Origin of the sequence: Kluyvera sp. CHPC 1.2972 (assembly GCF_036759925.1) — a bacterium.
Lineage (GTDB): Bacteria > Pseudomonadota > Gammaproteobacteria > Enterobacterales > Enterobacteriaceae > Kluyvera.
This window is the reverse complement of record NZ_JAPKIB010000019.1, coordinates 30,372-49,336: the sequence shown is the minus strand read 5'-3', so window position 1 is coordinate 49,336 and position 18,965 is coordinate 30,372. Positions and strand designations below refer to the sequence as shown.

Here is an 18,965-nt window from a genome sequence, read left to right as displayed (position 1 = left end):
AAAAAGGCCTGCTGGGTTTCCCCGACAGGCCTTTTTTACATCCGTGATGTACTTATCCGAAGAACATCACCGACACACACAGCAGGCCGACAATCAGCGTAATCAGGCTACCGATAGAACGGTAAGGCTTGAGCGACGGAATAAGGTAGGTCGACAGCGTTGGCATGATAAACAGAATCATGGCAATCAGCGGGCCGCTGATGGCGTAAATCATCGAAATCGCGTTCGGGTTAATGCAGCAGACGATAAAGGTCACCGCCGACACCAGCAGGATAGAGAGCCCGCGGTTAAACGAGCGGCTCTTGCGAACGCCGACCTGGTTCAGCGACGATTTCACCATCTCGCTGGCCCCTTCAATCACCCCGAAATAGGTGCCGAGGAACGATTTCGACATCGCGACCACGGCGACCACAATCCCGGAAATCGACAGCCAGCTCGGAGAGTTCGGCATCATCGACAGCGCGGAAAGAATGGTCACGCCTTCGGCTTTCGCCGTATTGATATAAGACGGCGGAATCGACATCAGGCAGCTGAACACAAAGAACAGCACACTCAGGCAGATGACCAGATAAGCCACCTTCATGATTTTTTTGCATTTACCCATGGCCTGCTCGCCATATTTCTCCCGCCGGTCGATGGCGAAGGTGGAGATAATCGGCGTATGGCTAAAAGCGAAAACCATCACGGGAATGGATAACCACACCTGATGCAAGGTATGGGTGCTGACTTCCATCTGCGTGGTCAGCAGCGACGGCTGCCAGCTTCCGGTCAGGTAGATAGACAGGAACAGGAAGTAGGCAATCAGCGGGAAGACCAGCATGCCCATCACTTTGATGGTGGTCTGACGGCCCGTCAGGAAGATCAGGTTCAGCAACAGCACGACGCCAAGACTCACCAATGCTCGTGTCGTGAGATCGACCGGCATATGGTGACCAATTTGCTCGGTCAGCGAGTTGGTAATGGCAACCGCGTAGATCAATACCACCACGAAGAAGGCAACGAAGTAGAGCGTGGTAATCAGGCTGCCGATCTTTTTGCCGTAATAGTGGCTGACGGCACCGGTGATGCCAACGCTTGCCGGGGTGTTAGCGGACAGGATGAACTGACATAAGGCGCGATGCGGCCAGTAAGTCAGGGGCCAGGCGACGAGGGCGGTAATAAACAGCACCACGGCACCCGCGGCGCCAAGCTGGATGGGCAGGAAAAGGGTCCCCGCGCCGACGGCAGTGCCATATAAGGCAAAGCTCCATAGCGTCTCTTCTTTAGACCAAATTTTAGACATTATCTGAATATATCAACCATAAAACCAAAAAAATGGCGGATAATTTACCATAATTAGCTTTTCGTGTGGCTGAACATTTTCAGACCGATTGTTATCGGCCTGAAAAGCGGATTAATTTCTCGCGTAAAGGTTCTGTTGACGGCGCTTGATAATGCGATCGCGCAGGGTGTCGTAAACCCAGTTGTAGAGCATGGTGTAGGGCAGAAAGAACAAGAAGAAACCAATCTCCAGCGTGAGGGCCTGCAGAAGCGTCACGCCCAGCACCAGCGACACGATGCTCACCCCGATGACGATAAACCCGCACTCGAAGCCGAGCGCGTGCAGCGCACGGACTTTAGCGGTACGGATAACGCGGGTCACCGGCCAGAAGCGGTCGAAACCAGCGTTATAGATGATATTCCAGATCATCGCAGTGGTGGCCAGAATGACCGTCAGCCCGCCCATTTCAAGCACGGAGCGTTGCATCAGGTAAGCCGCGGTAGGGGCGAGGATCGCGGTGGCGATCCCCTCGAAGCACACGGCATGGAAGATACGCTCCGGGAGTTTTCTGCGATGTAATGAATCGTTTTGCATCTTGTGACCTTTGATTTATGGAATGCGATAGTGGGCATTTTATGGATAAATATGATAAGTAAAAGATAGAAACCATCGATAAAGTAGATACATCATGCGCTATTCTCCTGAAGCTCTGACCGCCTTTGTTGAAACCGTCTCCTGCGGCTCTTTCTCTGCGGCGGCGCGCCGTTTGCGGAAAAGCCAGTCCACCATCAGCACCGCCATTGCTCATCTTGAGGCGGATCTTGGCGTGACGCTGTTTGACCGTTCCACGCGCCAGCCGCTGCTCACCGCCGAAGGGCAGCGGGTGCTGAGCTACGTACAGGCCATTCTGAGCGCCAGCGAACGGCTGGATGAGCTGGCGGTGTCGCTTAGCGGTGAGACCGAGGCGCGGCTTACCTTTGTGCTTTCCGATACGCTGCATCCCGACGTACTCGAAGATCTGCTGGCCCAGTTTGACCGCCGTTTTCCGCACACGGAGTTTGAGTGCCTGGTGGGGGAAGACGACGATGTGGTGGACCTGCTGCAAAAAGGGCGTGCGCAGGTTGGCTTAATTGAAGCACGGGATAGCTATCCTACCGATATCGGCCACACCCGTTTGCCGATGCAGACACGCATGGCGATTTACGTGTCGCCGACGCATCCCCTGGCCGCCGAGCGAGGGCTGGAGTGGGAGCAGTTGAGCACCTGGCGAGAGCTGCGGCTGAATACTTATCTGGAGAACCACACTACCCCTGCGCGTGGGCCAGTGTGGTCTGCGCCAAACTATCTGATGCTGCTGAGCATGGCGGCGCAGGGGCTAGGTTGGTGTGCATTGCCTTGTGCGCTGGTGGATGAATTTGCGCGCTCGGCGGAGCTGACTATGCTGGATATTGTGGGCTGGCCAATCTCGGTATCGACCGACCTTCTATGGCATAAAGCCTCACCGCTGGGGGCGGCGGGAAGCTGGCTGCGTCAGTATTTGCAGCAGGTTTCAGCCTGAATGAAACGGGGTGAATTTCCTTTGTGATAGAACTCACTTTTTTTAAACAATTACGAAAATAGTTGATAACAATCATCTACTATACGCGGATAATTTTGCGCTGAGGTCGAGATGAAAGACGTCGTTATCGTAGGTGCTGTCCGCACGCCCATAGGCTGTTTTCAGGGGGCGCTTGCCCGCCATTCTGCCGTGGAGTTGGGGAGCCTGGTGATTAATGCCCTGGTCGAACGTAGCGGAATTTCCGCCGCGACCATCGATGAGGTGATCATTGGTCAGGTATTAACGGCGGGAACCGGACAGAACCCGGCGCGACAGTCTGCGATTAAAGGCGGCCTGCCGAACACCGTGTCGGCGATTACCATCAATGATGTGTGTGGTTCAGGTCTGAAAGCGCTGCATCTGGCCACTCAGGCGATTCAGTGCGGTGAAGCCGACGTGGTGATTGCCGGTGGGCAGGAGAATATGAGCCGCGCCCCACACGTGCTGACCGATAGCCGCACCGGCGCGCAGCTCGGCAATAGCCAACTGATTGATAGTCTGGTGCACGACGGTCTGTGGGATGCCTTCAACGATTACCATATGGGCGTGACGGCGGAGAACCTGGCGCGTGAGTATGGTATCAGCCGCGAGCAGCAGGACGCGTGGGCGCTTAGCTCACAGCACAAAGCGCGTCGGGCCATCGACTCTGGACGTTTTCGCGATGAAATTGTCCCGGTCGTTAATCTACAGCCTGGCGGTTCACACATTGTCGATACCGATGAACAGCCGCAAACCGATGCCAGCGCAGAAGCGTTAGCGCGTCTGGTTCCCTCTTTTGATCTGGCGGGCTCCGTGACCGCGGGCAACGCTTCGTCCATTAATGACGGCGCGGCGGCGGTGCTAATGATGAGTGAAAGCAAAGCGCTGGAGCTGGGGCTGCCGATCCTTGCCAGGATCCGCGCTTTCGCCAGCGTTGGCGTCGACCCTGCGTTGATGGGCATCGCACCGGTCTATGCGACTCGCCGCTGCCTTGAACGAGCCGGCTGGCAACTGAGCGATGTTGATCTGATTGAAGCCAACGAAGCGTTTGCTGCGCAGGCCATTTCGGTGGGCAGAATGCTGGAATGGAACGAGCAGAAGGTCAACGTCAACGGCGGGGCGATTGCATTAGGGCATCCTATCGGTGCTTCAGGCTGCCGTATCCTGGTGTCGCTGGTTCACGAAATGGTGAAACGCGATGCCCGTAAAGGACTGGCCACGCTGTGCATCGGTGGCGGTCAGGGCGTGGCGCTTGCTGTTGAACGTGATATTCAGTAATCACGCTTTAGTTTCCCCTTAATTCCCCCTTCCAGAAAGACCTCAATTGAGGTCTTTTTTTGTTTATATGCCTGAGTTTATGAGAATAGAAATGGACTTCTGTCTAGTTCATTCCCTTATGCATTTATGTTTATTTGTATCAGTTGTAAATGACGCGCATGAGATAACGCTTAGGTAAATTATTAGTAAAACATAAATTATTACTATTGCTAAGAATAACTATAGTTATTTGTTTTTTTGGTAACTAATTGTTATTTATGGTTATTCTACTTATTTATAATACGATTATATAAATATTTGTGATCTGGGTTTTATTTTTAAGGGGTGTTTTCAATTTTTTGTTGAGCTTTATCACGTCCTTCTTGTGCCGGATTTTATGAAACAAATAATTACGATCTTGATCACTAAAATACACAACCGGAAAAAATAAAATCCAATTTCATAAAAAAGAAACATAATTTTAATTGAGGGATGGCAAATGTTTAAGAAAACTCTGGCCCTGGCCGTATTATCGGGTATGTCTTTCGCTGCATCTGCGGTAACCGTTGACCTGCGTCATGAATATATTGACAGCGGCTCCAACGCAGACCGTGTTGCGGTGTCCCATCGTTTTGATAACGGTCTTGGTTTTGGCGTGGAAGCAAAATGGAAAACGGGTGGCGATACTGATAAACAGGATCGTCCGTTTAACGAAATGGTGGGTAATGGTCATGAAGAGTCCATCAACTGGCGCTGGAAGGCGACAGATAACTTTGCCCTGAACCCAGGCTTTAACATTGAGAGTAAGGACAGCTTCTCAATCTACAAACCTTATCTGCATGCGCAGTACAGCTTTGATAACGGTTTCTACGTAGCAGCCCGTTATCGTTATGAATACACCCGCGTACCGGCAACCTCTAGCAACGGCGGCGGCGTTGACGATAAAGTGAACAAAGTGGATACCTGGGTTGGTTGGGCGATGGGCGACTGGCGTGCGGAGCTGAACTACGTGTATGCACGCAGTACGGTAGCCGACGATCAGCATAAGAGCCTGTATCGTAACAACAACAAACCGTACAGCACCGAGTATAACGCTAAGCTGGCGTACAAATGGGATAAGAACTGGTCCCCGTACTTTGAAGTGGGTAACGTGGGCGTGAAATCTACCGATGAGCGTCAGACCCGTTTACGTGTGGGCGTTGCTTACTCCTTCTAAATAAATTCGGACCCTCATCCGTTTTCCCCCCCGGAGCATTTAGCCGGGGGTTTTCGTTTTTGGCGCGGGGGGCGAGTTTTCCCCTCACCCTAATCCTCTCCCCAAAGGGGCGAGGGGAGCGTTGGGTGTTGGGTGCAGTTAGTCATTTCCGCACGGAATATTCCCTCTCCCTTTTTAAGGGAGAGGGTTAGGGTTCCTGCTCCAACCGAAAAAACAGCCCAAAAAAAAGCCCTCCAGAGGAGGGCAAGGCCAGTTACAGAAACACAAAACTTAGATTTATTACGCTTTTACTAACACACGTTCAGCAGGCAGTTTGGCAATGTACAGCGCCGGCTTACCGTCTTTGTCAGAGCTGAACAGCACCGCGCTGTCGTCTGGGGTAAAGGACGGATGCGGGTGCGTTACCTGACGGCTGTTTTGTACCGTTGCCCATGACGTATCGTGACGAGCAATGCGGAAGTAAGCCTGTTTTGCTACGTCGAACGCGTACAGGTAAGGATCGTTATCAATGGTGTAGCCGCTGGTGTCTTTCACATCAACCGGCGTACCTGAACCATCACCAACCAGCATCGTGCCGTCGAAGTTGCTCATCAGGTGAGAGCAGGCTGGCATCTGCATCAGCGCTTCGTTTACGTTGGTGTCCGGGTTAAAGCGGTAGATGGTGCGGCCCTGTTGCCCTTTCAGGTACGAGACGTACACCAACGCGGAGCCGTTTGGCACCCAGAATTCGTGCGTGCAGCTTTCGCCTTCCGCGTGTTCTTTGACTTTGCGAACGTTGCTGCCGTCTTCATTAACCAGCCACATACGTGCGTCGACCAGGTCGTGCGGGCCTTCGTGGCAGAAGGCCACGGTGCTGTCGTCGAACGGACGGTAGATTGGGTGACCGAGCCAGATTTTTTCTTCGTGAATCGTCGCGCTTTCACCGGTTTTCAGGTCAACGCGCAGCAGGCGGCAGTGCGGGCCTTTATGGAAGAAATCATGGAACAGCTGCCAGTCGTTCAGCGGCGTCCAGTCGCTCTTCGCGATTTCGATGCCAACCAACTTGGTACAGTCGCTGTTCGATACCCAGGTGCCATAGCCAACCCACTCATCCGGCACGCGGTATACTTCACGCTCAACCAGGGTTTTCAGGTTAACTTCCAGCAGGGTACGGTCATTCTTCACATAGTAGAGTGATTTATCGTCCGGAGAGAGGAAGCCGCCAAAGGTGTTGTCACCCGCGCCTTCGGTCAGCTGTACGGCTTCGGCGTTGGCGACATCCAGTAAATAGTAGTTCCAGTGACCATCGAACTCGCCGGCAAATAACAGGTGGCTGCCATCATTAAAGAAACACTTCTGATAGAAGTAGTTACGATGACACGTTACTTCCGGTGGCGTTAAGCGGGTGACTTCCGCGCCAGTATCGGGGTCGCGGCTGACCTCATAGTTCAATTTAACCCGCATGCCTTTAGCCATGATGCTCTCCTTTCACTCACTCTCGCGGTCGCAGGGGGCTATCTCCCTTGCTGGCCGATTCTGATGTTGTTTTAAAAACTGGGTGTCAATTTATCAAAACACTGTTTCATTGTTTGTGATGTCAGACGCACTTTATACGAAAAATCATCATTTCTGCTACTTTTTTGTGTAGCCGATCTGCAGCTTGTCAAGCTCGCCTTTGTTTTCGCGACGTCCTTTCTACTAAAGTGGTATTTTTTCAAAGAAACCTGTAACTGAATGAATAATAGTATTTTTTGTTTTTTCGTTACGCGATAAAAGCGCGTATTCGTGATCGCTTTTGCATTTTTGATATTATTACGCAGAAAAAATGAAACAACGTTTTATTTGGAATTGAAAACCCATTTCATCAGGGATAAGATACAAGCATTAAACAAAGCGGAACGCAGTTTCGTTTCTAAAATAGAAGATAAAACCACATTTTCCTGGAGGTTCAGGTGGAAGTAAGACAGAGCATTCATAGCGCTCATGCTAAAACGCTGGATACGCAGGGCCTTCGAGACGAGTTTTTAGTTGAACAGGTTTTCACTGCTGATGAATACACCATGGTGTATAGCCATATTGACCGCATTATCGTTGGCGGCATTATGCCAGTAGCGAAAACGGTCTCCGTCGGCGGCGAAGTCGGCAAACAGCTTGGCGTCAGCTATTTCCTCGAGCGTCGCGAACTGGGTGTCATCAACATTGGCGGTGCGGGCACGATTACCGTTGACGGCCAGTGCTATGAAATTGGCCATCGCGATGCTTTGTACGTCGGTAAAGGTGCGAAAGAAGTGGTGTTCGCCAGCATTGATGCGGCGAAACCAGCGAAGTTTTACTACAACTGCGCTCCGGCCCACACCACGTACCCGACCAAAAAGGTCACCCCTGCAGACGTTGCGCCGGTCACGCTGGGGGATAACCTCACCAGCAACCGCCGTACCATCAATAAATACTTTGTTCCTGATGTGCTGGAAACCTGCCAGCTCAGCATGGGCCTGACCGAACTGGCGCCAGGTAACCTGTGGAACACCATGCCGTGCCATACCCACGAGCGCCGCATGGAAGTGTACTTCTACTTCAACATGGATGAAGACAGCTGCGTGTTCCATATGATGGGGCAGCCGCAGGAAACGCGTCATATCGTTATGCACAATGAACAGGCGGTGATTTCACCGAGCTGGTCAATCCATTCCGGCGTCGGTACGAAGGCTTACACCTTCATCTGGGGAATGGTGGGTGAGAACCAGGTCTTTGATGACATGGATCATGTAGCAGTTAGGGATCTGCGCTAGTCGCGGACAGCATTAGATCAACAATGCCTGTCCGGTACAGGCGCAAAACGACAAGGAATATAAAATGATTTTGGATTCATTCTCTCTGCAGGGCAAAGTTGCCGTGGTGACGGGTTGCGATACCGGTCTGGGTCAAGGTATGGCGTTAGGTCTGGCGGAAGCGGGCTGCGACATCGTTGGTATCAACATCGTTGAGCCAACCGAAACCATCGAACGCGTTACCGCACTGGGCCGTCGCTTCCTGAGCCTGACCGCTGACCTGCGTAAAATCGATGGCATTCCAGAACTGCTGGAGCGCGCGGTAGCTGAATTCGGCCATATCGATATCCTGGTGAACAACGCGGGTCTGATTCGTCGTGAAGACGCGATCGATTTCAGCGAAAAAGACTGGGATGACGTCATGAACCTGAACATCAAGAGCGTGTTCTTCATGTCTCAGGCGGCGGCTAAGCACTTCATCGCGCAGGGTAACGGCGGCAAAATCATCAACATCGCGTCCATGCTCTCCTTCCAGGGCGGTATCCGCGTTCCGTCTTACACCGCATCCAAAAGCGGCGTAATGGGTGTAACCCGCCTGATGGCGAACGAGTGGGCAAAACACGGTATCAACGTGAACGCGATTGCACCGGGCTACATGGCTACCAACAACACCCAGCAGTTGCGCGCTGACGAAGAGCGTAGCGCGGCGATCCTTGACCGTATTCCGGCAGGTCGCTGGGGTCTGCCAAGCGACCTGATGGGGCCAATCGTCTTCCTGGCCTCTCCGGCATCTGACTACATCAACGGCTACACCGTAGCGGTGGATGGCGGCTGGCTGGCGCGCTAAGTTCGCGGCTGGATGATAAAAAAACCTGCTTCGGCAGGTTTTTTTATGCCTGTGGGATCCCCGGGGTCCTTAATCATCCATATCAACATATTCATATAGTCCATGACCTTCTCCCTATCAGAAAATAGTAACGCATATGTAATAGGGTTTTTTGACGATATGTAACGGGTTTCACTTCCATGCGAAAGTCGAATGTCCATCACAAAACCGACCTATGCAGCAATATCATCCATATTAATAACGTTTATGGCCTGACGGTCTGGCGCGCCTATCTCGTATTTTCATTCCATGTCTTACTTTGTCTGGCAGGAAAAAAATGACTTCAATCAGCAACGATTCAACGTTAATGCCGAACGCCCAGCGCGATACCCGGCGCATGAATATGTTTGTTTCCTTTGCCGCTGCGGTGGCGGGGCTGCTCTTTGGCCTTGATATCGGGGTGATTGCCGGGGCGCTGCCCTTTATCACCGATCACTTCGTGCTCTCTAACCGCCTGCAGGAGTGGGTGGTCAGCAGTATGATGCTGGGGGCCGCCATTGGTGCGCTCTTCAACGGCTGGCTGTCGTTCCGCCTGGGCCGTAAATACAGCCTGATGGTTGGCGCCGTGCTGTTTGTGGCCGGTTCGCTGGGCTCCGGTTTTGCCGTTAACGTGGAAATGCTGCTGGTCGCCAGGGTTGTCCTCGGCGTTGCCGTGGGTATCGCCTCGTATACCGCGCCGCTGTATCTGTCTGAAATGGCGAGTGAAAATGTGCGTGGCAAAATGATCAGCATGTACCAGCTGATGGTGACGCTGGGCATCGTGATGGCGTTTCTCTCTGACACCGCGTTTAGCTACAGCGGCAACTGGCGCGCGATGCTCGCCGTGCTGGCGCTGCCTGCTCTGGTGCTGATTGTGCTGGTGGTGTTCCTGCCGAACAGCCCGCGCTGGCTGGCGGAAAAAGGCCGTCATATTGAAGCGGAAGAGGTGCTGCGCATGCTGCGTGACACGTCTGAAAAAGCGCGCGACGAGCTGAATGAAATTCGTGAAAGCCTGAAGCTGAAGCAGGGCGGTTGGGCGCTGTTTAAGGTGAATCGCAACGTGCGCCGCGCGGTGTTCCTCGGCATGCTGCTGCAGGCGATGCAGCAGTTTACCGGCATGAACATCATCATGTATTACGCGCCGCGCATCTTCAAAATGGCGGGCTTCACCACGACTGAACAGCAGATGATTGCCACCCTGGTGGTCGGTTTAACCTTTATGTTCGCCACCTTTATTGCGGTGTTTACCGTCGATAAAGCCGGGCGTAAACCGGCGCTGAAAATTGGTTTTACGGTGATGGCTATCGGTACGCTGGTGCTGGGTTACTGCCTGATGCAGTTTGATAATGGCACCGCGAGCAGCGGGCTCTCCTGGCTCTCCGTCGGTATGACCATGATGTGCATTGCAGGCTATGCGATGAGTGCGGCGCCGGTAGTGTGGATCCTCTGCTCTGAAATTCAGCCGCTGAAATGCCGCGATTTCGGTATCACCTGGTCCACCACCACCAACTGGGTGTCGAACATGATTATCGGCGCGACCTTCCTGACGCTGCTGGATTCCATTGGCGCGGCGGGGACGTTCTGGCTCTATACCGTGCTGAACGTGGCCTTTATCGGCGTAACCTTCTGGCTGATTCCGGAAACCAAAGGCGTTACGCTGGAGCACATTGAACGTAAGCTGATGAAAGGCGAGAAATTGCGGGATATCGGCGTCTAATCATGAACCCGGCGGCGCTGCGCTTGGCCGGGCTACTAGAATCTAAACGTAGCCCGGCCAAGCGCAGCGCCGCCGGGAAAGCTCCGTTCTACACCTTCGCTAAATACAGCGCCGGCATTCCCTCAGCGTCCGAGGTATACAGCACCCACTCACCGTCCGGCGAAAACGACGGATGCGGATGGGTGACCTGACGGTCGCCGTCCAGCACCTTCCAGCTGCTGTTATGCTGGCAAATCGCCGTCTTCTCCCCGGTTTTCAAATTGAATACCCAGATAAACGGATCGTTCAGGCTGATGTCGCCGGTGTTATGCGGCGCGCCGTCACCAACCACCAGGGAACCGTCGTGGTTACTCATCAGGTGAGAGCAGGGCGGGATCGCCATCAGCTGGCGATTTTCCAGCGTCTGCGGGTCGGCGCTGTAGAGATAACGGTGCGGGCTGTTCTCCTGATGCGCCACGTAGTACAGCGCAGAGCCGTCCGGCACCCAGAATTCATGGGTAAAACTTTCCCCTTTTTGATGCTGACGCACGCAGCGAACGTGGCTGCCGTCTTCATTGACCAGCCACATGCGCGCGTCGATGGCGTCACGCGGGCCTTCGTGACAAAACGCCACGGTCTTATCGTCAAACGGGCGGTAGATAGGGTGCCCGAGCCAGCGTTTTTCCTGCAGAATGGTCCGCTGTTCCCCGGTTTTCAGGTCGATGTTAATCAGACGGCATTCCGGGTTGGTAAAGTAGTAGGCGCGGAACTTCGACCAGTCGGTTAACGGCTGCCAGTCGCTTTTTTTAATTTCGATGCCGACGAGCTTCGTGCAGTCTGAGTTCGCGACCCACGTGCCGTAGGCAACCCACTCATCGTCCACTTCGTAGACCACGTACTCTTCCAGCGTCGAGAGATCCAGGCGTCTCAGCTGGCGCGTGTCTTTCACGTACCATAAAGATTGATCGTCGTCGGACAGGAAGCCGCCGAAGGTGTTATCCCCCGCGCCGTCGGTAAGCTGGGTCGCCTGCTGAGCAGCAATATCCAGTAAATAGTAGTTCCAGTGCCCCTCGAATGCGCCGCCAAAAATCAGCTTGCCGCCGTCGCGGGTAAAGCATTTTTGGTAGAAGTAGTTTCGGTGGCAAATAATGTGCGGTGGCGTCATCCGGATCACCTCGTGACCGGTTTCGCTGTCTTTCTGCGTACGGAAATTCAGCGGGATGATTTTGCCTTTCATGTGCTTTCTCCTTGAATAAAAAAATACCCCGCAACCGGAAGTTGCAGGGTATTGATAGCTAAATCGCGATTAGCGCATAGCGCGTTTCAGAATACGCTCGCCCTGGCGTTGGAAGTCCGCTGCGGCTTCTTCTACGGATTTCTGGCCGTAGTCGATGTACTGCAGCGTGGTGCCGAACTGGGCAACGATCTGCGGATCGTCAAAGTAAGGAGAGACGCTCAGCTTCGCTGGCAGAGACTGCGCCAGACGCAGGCCCGCAACGGAAGGATCGCTCTCTTTCAGGATGCCGTCTTCGGTCAGGTATTTCACCGCGACTTTGCTCAGCGGCACGCCACGTTCCAGACCTAAGGTATCGACACCTTCTTTGCTGTTCAGCAGGAAGTTGATGACTTTCGCCGCGGCTTCCGGGTTCTTGGTGGATTTGCCGATGGAGAGCATCTGTGCTGGTTTGAAGAACAGACCTGCGTCGGTAGCGCCCGGCAGCATTGGATAGCTACCCAGCTCCAGCTTCGCTGGTGGCTTCAGGTTATCGGAGTACTTGTTAATGGTGGAGTTCCACATGTAAGTACCGCCCCATTCGCCCTGGATCCACGGCTTCATTTCATACATGTTGCTCTTACCAAAGGACGCGTAGTACTTGGTATCAGGCATCACGTGGCTGTCGACCAGCTTTTTGTACATCTGGAAGAACTCAACCCACTGCTCTTTGGAGTAGGAAAACTTCTTGGTGTCCGTGTTGATGGCCGGAATGTTGTACTTCTGCGTCATATAAGAGTTCAGCAGCGCCAGGGTATCCTGGTGCTCCAGAACCACCGGGAAGTACTGTTTTCCCAGCTTGCTTTCGAAGGTTTTACCCGCCGCCAGCAGATCGTCCCAGGTTTTCGGGTAGGCTACGCCTGCCTGTTTCCAGGTCTCATCGTTGAAGTAGAACACGCGAGCGGTAACGGAGATTGGGATCCCGTTCAGCTTGCCGTTCACGGTGGTGGACTGCAGCTCTTTGGCATCGAACTGGCTTAAGTCGATCACGTCCTTCATTTTGTTCAGATCGTAGAAGCCGTCGCCGTTTTTCGAGAAGATCGGCAGCCAGTTCCAGTTAGTCTGCATCACGTCCGGTTCAGTGCCGCCAGCAATCTGAGTGGTCAGACGGGATAAGTGACCGTCCCAACCGGTGTACTCGGCCTTCACGTTAATGTCCGGGTTCTGCTTGTGGAACTCTTCCAGCGCCTTCAGAGTCACCTGGTGACGGCCGTTGCCGCCCCACCAGGACATACGAAGGTCAACATCCTTTGCCATCGAAGGAAGGGCGGTAAGACCCAGAGTGGCGGAGATTGCTGCGCTTAAAAGCACTTTTTTCATTTTAATACTCCAGATTATAGGGAGAGGTTCTGTTCAGTTTTAGCATCAAAGATATGGCATTTATTCATATCAAACTTGAAGTACACCTTACGATGAAGCCCCTTATCAATCATTGGTTTAGCTTCATCTGAAGGGATTCGTGCCGTCAGCTCGTAGTTCGCCACTTTCAGGTAAACGAAGAACTCATGGCCCATGTTTTCCACGCGAACCATTTCACCGCTGCAGCCACCTTCAGCAAACGGCTCGTCGGACAGCGAGACGAATTCAGGACGGATACCGTAGAACACTTCTTCATTGTCGTGACCGGCCAGTTTCTGGTTCAGCCCTTCGCTGAGCGCCATGAACTCATCGCCAATCGCCAGGTTCAGGGTGCCTTCTTTATTCACCAGCTTGCAGGAGCGGATGTTCATTTCCGGTGCGCCGATAAAGCCGGCGACGAACATGTTTTTCGGCTTGTGGTACAGGTTGTCCGGAGTGTCTACTTGCATGATGTGACCCAGCTTCATCACGCAGATGCGGTCGCCCATGGTCATCGCTTCGGTCTGATCGTGAGTCACGTAGACGGTGGTCGCAGGCTTGCCGGATTTCTTCAGCTGCTTGTGCAGGTCGGAAATACGGATACGCATTGACGCACGCAGCTTGGCATCCAGGTTAGACAGCGGTTCATCGAACAGGAACACGTCGGGTTTTTTCACGATCGCACGGCCTACCGCCACGCGCTGTGCCTGACCGCCGGAGAGCTGACGCGGCAGACGGTCGAGCAGCTCTTCCAGTTCGAGGATTTTCGCCGCTTCGTTAACCTGTGCGTCAATCTGCGCTTTCGGCAGCTTGCTCAGCTTCAGGCCGAACGCCAGGTTTTCACGCACGGTCATGTGCGGATACAGCGCATAGTTCTGGAACACCATCGCAATCCCACGCTCTTTTGGCGCGAGGTTGTTAACAATTTTCTCGCCGATGCGGACTTCGCCACCGCTGATGGTTTCCAGGCCAGCCAGCATACGCAGGGTGGTGGACTTGGCGCAGCCGGATGGACCGACAATCACCATGAACTCACCTTCAGCGATTTTCAGGTCGATACCATGTACCGCTTTGAAGCCGTTGGAGTACACTTTTTCCAGTTTGTTGAAAATAACTTCAGCCATGATATATCCCTCTTAACCTTTAATTCCGCTGCTGGTAACGCCCTGTACGAAGTAGCGCTGCGCCAGGAAGAACACAATGATAGATGGCAGAATGGAGATGCTCGCCATTGCCAGAATTTCGTTCCACGGCGCGCCTTCGGTCACGTCGATGGACATTTTAAGTGCCAGTGCAATCGGATACTTATCAACGCTATAGACGTAGATCAGCGGGCCGATAAAGTCGTTCATGGACCACATGAACTGGAACAGTGCGACGGAGATAATCGCTGGCTTCAGAATCGGTACTACCACGTACCACAACACCTGGATGGAGTTACAGCCGTCAATCTGCGCCGCTTCTTCCATGTCACGCGGTACGCCGCGCAGGAACTGAATCAGCATGAAGACGAAGAACCCTTGCGTGGCGAAGGCCAGCGGCAGGTACAGCGGCATGTAGCTGTTCAGCATGCCCATTTCGCGGAACATCAGGTACTGAGGAATCAGCAGTACGGTGCTCGGCAGCAGCATGGTGGTGATGAGCGTAGCAAACCAGAATTTCTTCCATGGAATCTCGAAGCGAGCAAAGCCGTACGCCACGATGGTGGAAGAGATAATGGTCAGAATGACCTTAGGAATCACATACTTGAACGTGTTCAGCATGTAATGACCGAAGGTGTACTCGGTACCGGTTTTCCAGCCGTTAATAAAGCCATCCCAGGTGGCGTGTGCTGGCCACAGGCTCAGCGTGGTGAAGATCTCGTGGTTCGGTTTGAACGACGCCGAGAACATCCAGGCCAGCGGGTAAAGCATTAACAGACCGACGATCAACAGGATGACGTAACGGATCCAGGCGTTGATCTTCTCGCGACGAAGGGTGCGGGCAACCTCACGCTCTGCGATGGTTCTTGCGTCGGAGATTTGTTGGATATCAGCCATTTTTGCCTCCCTTATCGGCGGAGTAGAACACCCAGTATTTTGAAGACTTAAAGGCGATGCCTGCGAAGACAGCAACCACCAGGAACAGAACCCATGCCAGCGCTGCGCCATAGCCCATATCGAAGTACTTGAATGCTGTGTCGTAGATGTACAGCGAGAACAGATACGTCGAGTAGGTTGGGCCGCCGCCGGTAATCACGTACGGGCCGGTAAACTCCTGGAATGCCTGGGTGGTCTGCATGATAAAGTTGAAGAAGATAACCGGCGTAATCAGCGGCACGGTCACTTTCATGAACATCTGCCATTTGGATGCGCCATCGATCATCGCGGCTTCATACTGGGACTGCGGTACGTTTTGCAGTGCGGCCAGGAAGATAACCATCGCGGAACCGAACTGCCATACGCGCAGCAGGGTAACGGACATCAGCGCCAGTGAAGGTTCGCCCAGCCAGTTAACCGGATCGAAGCCCAGCACGCCGATAAAGCTATTCAGCAGGCCGTCGATGGCGAAGAGTGCGCGCCACAATACGGCGATAGCCACGGAGCTACCGAGGATAGACGGAATATAGTAAGCCGTACGGAAGAAGCCGATACCGCGTAATTTAAAGTTCAGAACAAACGCAATCCCTAAAGCAAAAGCGAGCTTTAATGGGATAGTTAAAAATACGTAGGCGAACGTGACGCCCATGGATTTCCAGAAGAGGGCATCTTCTGTAAACATGTAGCGATAGTTCTCAATGCCGTTAAATACCGGCGGACTCATCAAGTCATACTCAGTAAAACTGAGGAAGAAAGATGAAACGAACGGGAAGGCCGTGAAGATTATCAACCCAATGATATAGGGTGAAATCCAGGCCAATCCCAACATTCTGTTTTCATTCATACATACCTACCTGGCGAACAAGTGTGTCAAACGGATTGGGTGTCTGTTACATCCCCCCGCGCCTACTGGCGCCTGGGTGTTTAAAGTGTTAGCTTGTTATCGGTCATTCAGCCTTTCCCTGTAAGTAAATGTAATTCAAAATCTTTTTTCGCTATCCATCGTCTGGTTCGTTGGTGTTTTAAAATCTTGCTCTTTGTGAGGGTTTTTTTATAAAACGCCGTTTTAAATTTATTTTATTGCGATTTGTTTCTGCGTCATTCGATTAATCGTGAAAGTGTGATCGAAGTCGAAACGATGTTTCATTAAAGTGATGGCGATGGCGTTTTTGCCGAGAATACGGCGCTTTCAGAGGGATCTGGTATGGAAGTTGACGGCCAAAAAAAAGCGATATAGTTGATCGTTAAAATGATTAACCCACTAATTTTTAGCGGTGCAGGAAATAGGTATCTGTAGCAATAAAGATAGGGCCGGACAACGCAATGAATACATTAATTTGCCGTTCATTGGTACGCGGATAATGAGTAGGTATGATCGTTTTTGTAGGAAATAACGAATATTTAACGTGCGGAAAAGCAGGGCTACGACAAATATATAAATAAAAAAGCAGCCGGGGATCGTGAAACGACACCCGGCTGCTTTTATGCGGTATCAGGCTTTAAGAAAATCCTGACGCACCGGCGTAAAGGTATCCAGCAGCGTACCGGCTTTCAGACACACGCAGCCGTGCATGATGTTCGGCTGCTTATACAGCGTATCGCCCGCGCCAACCAAGTGCTTTTCGTCACCGATGGTGAATTCGAATTCACCGGACAGTACGTAGGTCAGCTGCTCGTGCGGGTGGTTGTGCATCGGGCCAATGGCGCCCTGTTCGAAGTTCACCTCAACGGCCATCATTTTGCCATCGTGCGCGAGAATGCGGCGGGTTACGCCATTGCCCAGATCTTCAAGGGTGGTTTCTTTATGAAAAATAAACATCAGGCGGTCCTGTTAGTATGTTGAAACGTTGTTTCATTAAATTTATCTCAGAAACGATCAAAAAGAAATCTATCGCCGCAGATGTGGAAAGTTGATCACAACTTTGGTTCACTAGCGGTACGACACCAAACAAGGTAAACGGCATGAAAACGATCGGTCTTCTGGGCGGCATGAGCTGGGAATCCACTATTCCTTACTATCGCCTGATTAATGAAGGGGTGAAGCAACGACTCGGCGGCCTGCATTCGGCGCAGATCCTGCTGCACAGCGTGGATTTCCACGAGATTGAGCTTTGTCAGTCTCAGGGGGACTGGCTGAAAGCGGGGGACATTCTGGCCCAGGCGGCGGTAGGTCTCCAGCAGGCGGGAGCCGAAGGTATCGTGCTGTGTACCAACACCATGCATAAAGTTGCCGAAGCTATCGAAACCGCCTGTGACGTGCCGTTCCTGCACATCGCCGATGCGACTGGCCGCGCTATCAGCCAGCGGAAGATGACCAACGTGGCGCTGCTCGGCACGCGCTATACCATGGAACAGGATTTCTATCGCGGGCGCTTACAGCAGGAATTTGGCATTAACACGCTGATTCCTGGGCAGGATGAACGTCAGAAGATTAACCAGATTATTTTCGATGAGCTGTGCCTGGGCGAGTTCAGCGACGCCTCGCGCGACTATTACCTAAGCGTGATTGAAACGCTGGCGCGTCAGGGGGCGGAAGGGGTGATTTTCGGCTGCACGGAGATTGGCCTGCTGGTGCCGACAGCGCTGAGCCCGCTGCCGGTGTTTGATACCGCGGCGATTCATGCGGCGGACGCAGTTGAATTTATGCTCTCTTAACGCTCGCTCAGCACCGCCTCCAGCGGCGTCGTTATCTGTGACAGACTCTGCTGCAGGTGGGCCGTAAAGGCCTCGACCAGCGCGGAGCGGGGGCGGTGTATCGGGCGAACCAGGCTGACGGTAAACGGCACATCGATGCTAAAGCGTCGAATGGCCACGCCGCTGTTGGCGTAGTCGAGCGCGGTCAGCGGGTTGACCACCGAAATGCCGACGCCGGCTCTGACCATCGCGCAAATGGAAGCGGCGCTGTGCGTCTCCACCACCATCCTTCTCTTCACCTGCTGTTCATTAAACAGCGTGTCCAGCAGCTGGCGATAGCTGTCGGTGCGCGACAGGCTGATGTAGTTCTCACCCTGAAAATCAGCGGGCGTCAGCACCGCTTTTTCCGCCAGCGGGTGATCCTGCGGCAATACGCAGACTTCGTTTAGCGTCAGCAGCGGCATACGCTCGGTGCCTGCTGGCGTATGCAGCGTCTCGGTAATGCCCAAATCATGGCGCTGCGCCGACAGCCACTCTTCCAGCAGCGGCGACTCCTGCGGCACGATCTGAATATTCACCTGCGGGTAGCGGGTCAGAAACGGCTGTAGCAGCGGTGGCAAAAAGGATTGGGAAAAGACCGGCAGGCAGACAATCGACAGCTCGCCCTGGCGGAACTCACGCAGGCTTTCCGCAGCGCTGACGATCCTATCCAGCCCGTACCAGGAGCGCTGTACCTCTTCAAACAGTCGCAGCCCCTGAACGGTGGGATGCAGGCGACCACGGCTGCGCTCAAATAGCTTAAGCCCTAGCACCTGCTCGAAGCGCGCCAGCTCGCGGCTGACCGTGGGCTGCGAGGTGTGCAGCAGGCGGGCGGCTTCCGTCAGGTTACCCGCCGTCATGATGGCGTGAAAAATTTCGATATGGCGTAGGTTAACGGCTGGCATGGGCGACCCTCGGGCTAAGCATTCTATATCATTTTTGCATAGACTCGCGATAAAACGATATTTTTTATTCGGTTCACGCT

General features: G+C 53.2%; 17 protein-coding genes. 7 read left to right on the top strand and 10 right to left on the bottom strand.

From position 1 onward, the window contains the following. Positions 1–52: 52 nt before the first annotated feature. Together V6944_RS20725 and V6944_RS20720 are read right to left on the bottom strand one after the other, a co-directional pair. On the bottom strand, positions 53–1,282 hold the full coding sequence (locus V6944_RS20725; protein ID WP_333500327.1) for an amino acid permease: 1,230 nt from the start codon (positions 1,280–1,282) through the stop codon (positions 53–55). Positions 1,283–1,393: 111 nt separating this feature from the next. After that, positions 1,394–1,855: a multidrug/biocide efflux PACE transporter gene (locus tag V6944_RS20720; protein ID WP_333500326.1), complete on the bottom strand. Its 462-nt coding sequence runs from the start codon at positions 1,853–1,855 to the stop codon at positions 1,394–1,396. Positions 1,856–1,949: 94 nt separating this feature from the next. Here V6944_RS20720 and V6944_RS20715 point away from each other — a divergent pair, with 94 nt between their 5' ends. The 3 genes from V6944_RS20715 (at position 1,950) to V6944_RS20705 (ending at position 5,310) form a co-directional block, all read left to right on the top strand. Beyond that, positions 1,950–2,819: a LysR family transcriptional regulator gene (locus V6944_RS20715; protein ID WP_035897651.1), complete on the top strand. Its 870-nt coding sequence runs from the start codon at positions 1,950–1,952 to the stop codon at positions 2,817–2,819. Between the two features lie 111 nt (positions 2,820–2,930). Next, positions 2,931–4,115, top strand: a complete 1,185-nt coding sequence (locus V6944_RS20710; RefSeq protein ID WP_333500325.1) for an acetyl-CoA C-acetyltransferase — start codon at positions 2,931–2,933, stop codon at positions 4,113–4,115. 478 nt (positions 4,116–4,593) lie between these two features. Then, positions 4,594–5,310 (top strand): oligogalacturonate-specific porin KdgM family protein, encoded by a 717-nt coding sequence (locus tag V6944_RS20705; protein ID WP_333500324.1) that lies wholly within the window; start codon positions 4,594–4,596, stop codon positions 5,308–5,310. 279 nt (positions 5,311–5,589) lie between these two features. Here V6944_RS20705 and V6944_RS20700 read toward each other — a convergent pair whose 3' ends face one another. Further along, the gene (locus tag V6944_RS20700) at positions 5,590–6,765 is read right to left on the bottom strand and encodes an oligogalacturonate lyase family protein (RefSeq protein ID WP_185670016.1); all 1,176 of its coding nucleotides are present in this window, start codon (positions 6,763–6,765) and stop codon (positions 5,590–5,592) included. Positions 6,766–7,241: 476 nt separating this feature from the next. Here V6944_RS20700 and kduI point away from each other — a divergent pair, with 476 nt between their 5' ends. The 3 genes from kduI (at position 7,242) to araE (ending at position 10,639) form a co-directional block, all read left to right on the top strand. After that, a complete protein-coding gene (kduI, locus tag V6944_RS20695; RefSeq protein ID WP_333500323.1) occupies positions 7,242–8,078 on the top strand; it encodes a 5-dehydro-4-deoxy-D-glucuronate isomerase in 837 nt (278 codons plus the stop codon). A 64-nt stretch (positions 8,079–8,142) separates the two neighbouring features. Continuing rightward, positions 8,143–8,904: a 2-dehydro-3-deoxy-D-gluconate 5-dehydrogenase KduD gene (gene kduD, locus V6944_RS20690; protein ID WP_185670018.1), complete on the top strand. Its 762-nt coding sequence runs from the start codon at positions 8,143–8,145 to the stop codon at positions 8,902–8,904. 316 nt (positions 8,905–9,220) lie between these two features. Continuing rightward, positions 9,221–10,639 carry an arabinose-proton symporter AraE gene (gene araE, locus V6944_RS20685; protein ID WP_333500322.1) on the top strand — a complete coding sequence of 473 codons (1,419 nt, stop codon included), beginning with the start codon at positions 9,221–9,223 and terminating at the stop codon, positions 10,637–10,639. Positions 10,640–10,727: 88 nt separating this feature from the next. On the opposite strand, the gene V6944_RS20680 is transcribed toward araE, so the two are convergent. The 6 genes from V6944_RS20680 to V6944_RS20655 form a co-directional block, all read right to left on the bottom strand. Then, positions 10,728–11,855, bottom strand: a complete 1,128-nt coding sequence (locus V6944_RS20680) for an oligogalacturonate lyase family protein (protein WP_333500321.1) — start codon at positions 11,853–11,855, stop codon at positions 10,728–10,730. A 69-nt stretch (positions 11,856–11,924) separates the two neighbouring features. Continuing rightward, the gene (locus V6944_RS20675; protein WP_185670022.1) at positions 11,925–13,211 is read right to left on the bottom strand and encodes an ABC transporter substrate-binding protein; all 1,287 of its coding nucleotides are present in this window, start codon (positions 13,209–13,211) and stop codon (positions 11,925–11,927) included. A gap of 14 nt (positions 13,212–13,225) precedes the next feature. Further along, the gene (locus V6944_RS20670) at positions 13,226–14,353 is read right to left on the bottom strand and encodes an ABC transporter ATP-binding protein (RefSeq protein ID WP_185670023.1); all 1,128 of its coding nucleotides are present in this window, start codon (positions 14,351–14,353) and stop codon (positions 13,226–13,228) included. A 12-nt stretch (positions 14,354–14,365) separates the two neighbouring features. Next, positions 14,366–15,268, bottom strand: coding sequence for a carbohydrate ABC transporter permease (locus V6944_RS20665; RefSeq protein ID WP_185670024.1), 903 nt, complete (start codon positions 15,266–15,268; stop codon positions 14,366–14,368). Continuing rightward, positions 15,261–16,151, bottom strand: a complete 891-nt coding sequence (locus V6944_RS20660; RefSeq protein WP_185670025.1) for a carbohydrate ABC transporter permease — start codon at positions 16,149–16,151, stop codon at positions 15,261–15,263. The genes V6944_RS20665 and V6944_RS20660 overlap by 8 nt, the downstream gene beginning before the upstream one ends. A 648-nt stretch (positions 16,152–16,799) precedes the next feature. Next, positions 16,800–17,126: a cupin domain-containing protein gene (locus tag V6944_RS20655; protein ID WP_333500320.1), complete on the bottom strand. Its 327-nt coding sequence runs from the start codon at positions 17,124–17,126 to the stop codon at positions 16,800–16,802. 143 nt (positions 17,127–17,269) lie between these two features. Here V6944_RS20655 and V6944_RS20650 point away from each other — a divergent pair, with 143 nt between their 5' ends. Next, the gene (locus V6944_RS20650) at positions 17,270–17,962 is read left to right on the top strand and encodes an aspartate/glutamate racemase (RefSeq protein WP_333500319.1); all 693 of its coding nucleotides are present in this window, start codon (positions 17,270–17,272) and stop codon (positions 17,960–17,962) included. Here V6944_RS20650 and V6944_RS20645 read toward each other — a convergent pair. Next, on the bottom strand, positions 17,959–18,885 hold the full coding sequence (locus tag V6944_RS20645) for a LysR family transcriptional regulator (RefSeq protein WP_333011378.1): 927 nt from the start codon (positions 18,883–18,885) through the stop codon (positions 17,959–17,961). The genes V6944_RS20650 and V6944_RS20645 overlap by 4 nt on opposite strands. Positions 18,886–18,965: the final 80 nt, after the last annotated feature.

Coding starts and splice junctions, on each gene's coding strand:
- V6944_RS20655 (WP_333500320.1), bottom strand. CDS start 17,126: ATGTTTATTTTTCATAAAGAAACCACCCTTGAAGATCTGGGCAATGGC.
- V6944_RS20700 (WP_185670016.1), bottom strand. CDS start 6,765: ATGGCTAAAGGCATGCGGGTTAAATTGAACTATGAGGTCAGCCGCGAC.
- V6944_RS20715 (WP_035897651.1), top strand. CDS start 1,950: ATGCGCTATTCTCCTGAAGCTCTGACCGCCTTTGTTGAAACCGTCTCC.
- V6944_RS20675 (WP_185670022.1), bottom strand. CDS start 13,211: ATGAAAAAAGTGCTTTTAAGCGCAGCAATCTCCGCCACTCTGGGTCTT.
- V6944_RS20705 (WP_333500324.1), top strand. CDS start 4,594: ATGTTTAAGAAAACTCTGGCCCTGGCCGTATTATCGGGTATGTCTTTC.
- V6944_RS20660 (WP_185670025.1), bottom strand. CDS start 16,151: ATGAATGAAAACAGAATGTTGGGATTGGCCTGGATTTCACCCTATATC.
- V6944_RS20665 (WP_185670024.1), bottom strand. CDS start 15,268: ATGGCTGATATCCAACAAATCTCCGACGCAAGAACCATCGCAGAGCGT.
- V6944_RS20710 (WP_333500325.1), top strand. CDS start 2,931: ATGAAAGACGTCGTTATCGTAGGTGCTGTCCGCACGCCCATAGGCTGT.
- araE (WP_333500322.1), top strand. CDS start 9,221: ATGACTTCAATCAGCAACGATTCAACGTTAATGCCGAACGCCCAGCGC.
- V6944_RS20645 (WP_333011378.1), bottom strand. CDS start 18,885: ATGCCAGCCGTTAACCTACGCCATATCGAAATTTTTCACGCCATCATG.
- kduD (WP_185670018.1), top strand. CDS start 8,143: ATGATTTTGGATTCATTCTCTCTGCAGGGCAAAGTTGCCGTGGTGACG.
- V6944_RS20725 (WP_333500327.1), bottom strand. CDS start 1,282: ATGTCTAAAATTTGGTCTAAAGAAGAGACGCTATGGAGCTTTGCCTTA.
- V6944_RS20670 (WP_185670023.1), bottom strand. CDS start 14,353: ATGGCTGAAGTTATTTTCAACAAACTGGAAAAAGTGTACTCCAACGGC.
- V6944_RS20650 (WP_333500319.1), top strand. CDS start 17,270: ATGAAAACGATCGGTCTTCTGGGCGGCATGAGCTGGGAATCCACTATT.
- V6944_RS20680 (WP_333500321.1), bottom strand. CDS start 11,855: ATGAAAGGCAAAATCATCCCGCTGAATTTCCGTACGCAGAAAGACAGC.
- V6944_RS20720 (WP_333500326.1), bottom strand. CDS start 1,855: ATGCAAAACGATTCATTACATCGCAGAAAACTCCCGGAGCGTATCTTC.